Origin of the sequence: Corynebacterium tuscaniense (assembly GCF_008693065.1) — a bacterium.
Lineage (GTDB): Bacteria > Actinomycetota > Actinomycetes > Mycobacteriales > Mycobacteriaceae > Corynebacterium > Corynebacterium tuscaniense.
Window position 1 is genome coordinate 1 of sequence record NZ_VXKH01000155.1, and the last position, 746, is coordinate 746.

Consider the following 746-nt stretch of genomic DNA (forward strand, 5'->3'; position numbering starts at 1 on the left):
TCTATCGCCGCGTCGCTGTGCGTCGTGCCCAGGCTGCTGTTCCTCGACGAACCCACGACGGGGCTGGACCCGGTCAGCCGCGAAGAGCTGTGGGGCTTCATCCGGCAACTGCGGGACGACGGAATGACCCTGGTGCTGACCACCCAGTACCTGGAAGAGGCGGAGGCGCTGGCAGACCACGTCCATCTGCTCAAGGATCGCCGCATCGTCGCCAGCGGAACGCCGGAGGAATTGCGCCGCGCCTTCGGGTCGCACGTGCTCCGCGTGTCCTTCGCCACCGCCGCCGAGGCGGAGGCGTTCGCCCGCTGCCTCGGGGGAACGTGCCTGGACGGCGCCCGCGTCGCGGGGAAGTCGGTGTCCCTCGACGTCGACCCCGGACCGCGGGTCCTCGAGGCGGTGGCGCAGGCGATGGAGGCCTCGGAAGCGTTGCCGGATTCGCTGAGCGTGTCGCCGCCCACCCTCAACGAGGTGTTCATATCGATGAACGCAGGGGGTGCGGCGCGATGAGTGCGACGTCGGTCGCGGCGTTTCTCCGTCGGGATCTGCTGCTGTTGCGACGCAACACCGCGTCGCTGATCTCCATGTTCGTGGTTCCGCCCCTCTTCCTGCTGTGCCTGTACGCGGTGTTCGGGTACTCGGCGGAGCAATCCGGCTTCGGGTACCTGCGTTTCGTGCTCGGCGGCTGCCTGTTCCAGGCGGCGATGTTCACCGCCGCGGCGTCGGCGATGGCGGTGGGACAGGACGTC

The 746-nt window shown here is 68.9% G+C and carries 1 protein-coding gene and 1 pseudogene; both read left to right on the plus strand.

Features of this window, described 5'->3' with window-relative positions; all coding sequences use genetic code 11:
* Nucleotides 1-507: ATP-binding protein DrrA1-3 family domain-containing protein (locus F4V54_RS11005; RefSeq protein WP_150387159.1), on the plus strand; the 507-nt coding region annotated here is incomplete at its 5' end.
* Nucleotides 504-746: pseudogene (locus F4V54_RS11010) on the plus strand (ABC transporter permease); the annotation flags it as partial. The gene F4V54_RS11005 and the pseudogene F4V54_RS11010, both read left to right, overlap by 4 nt.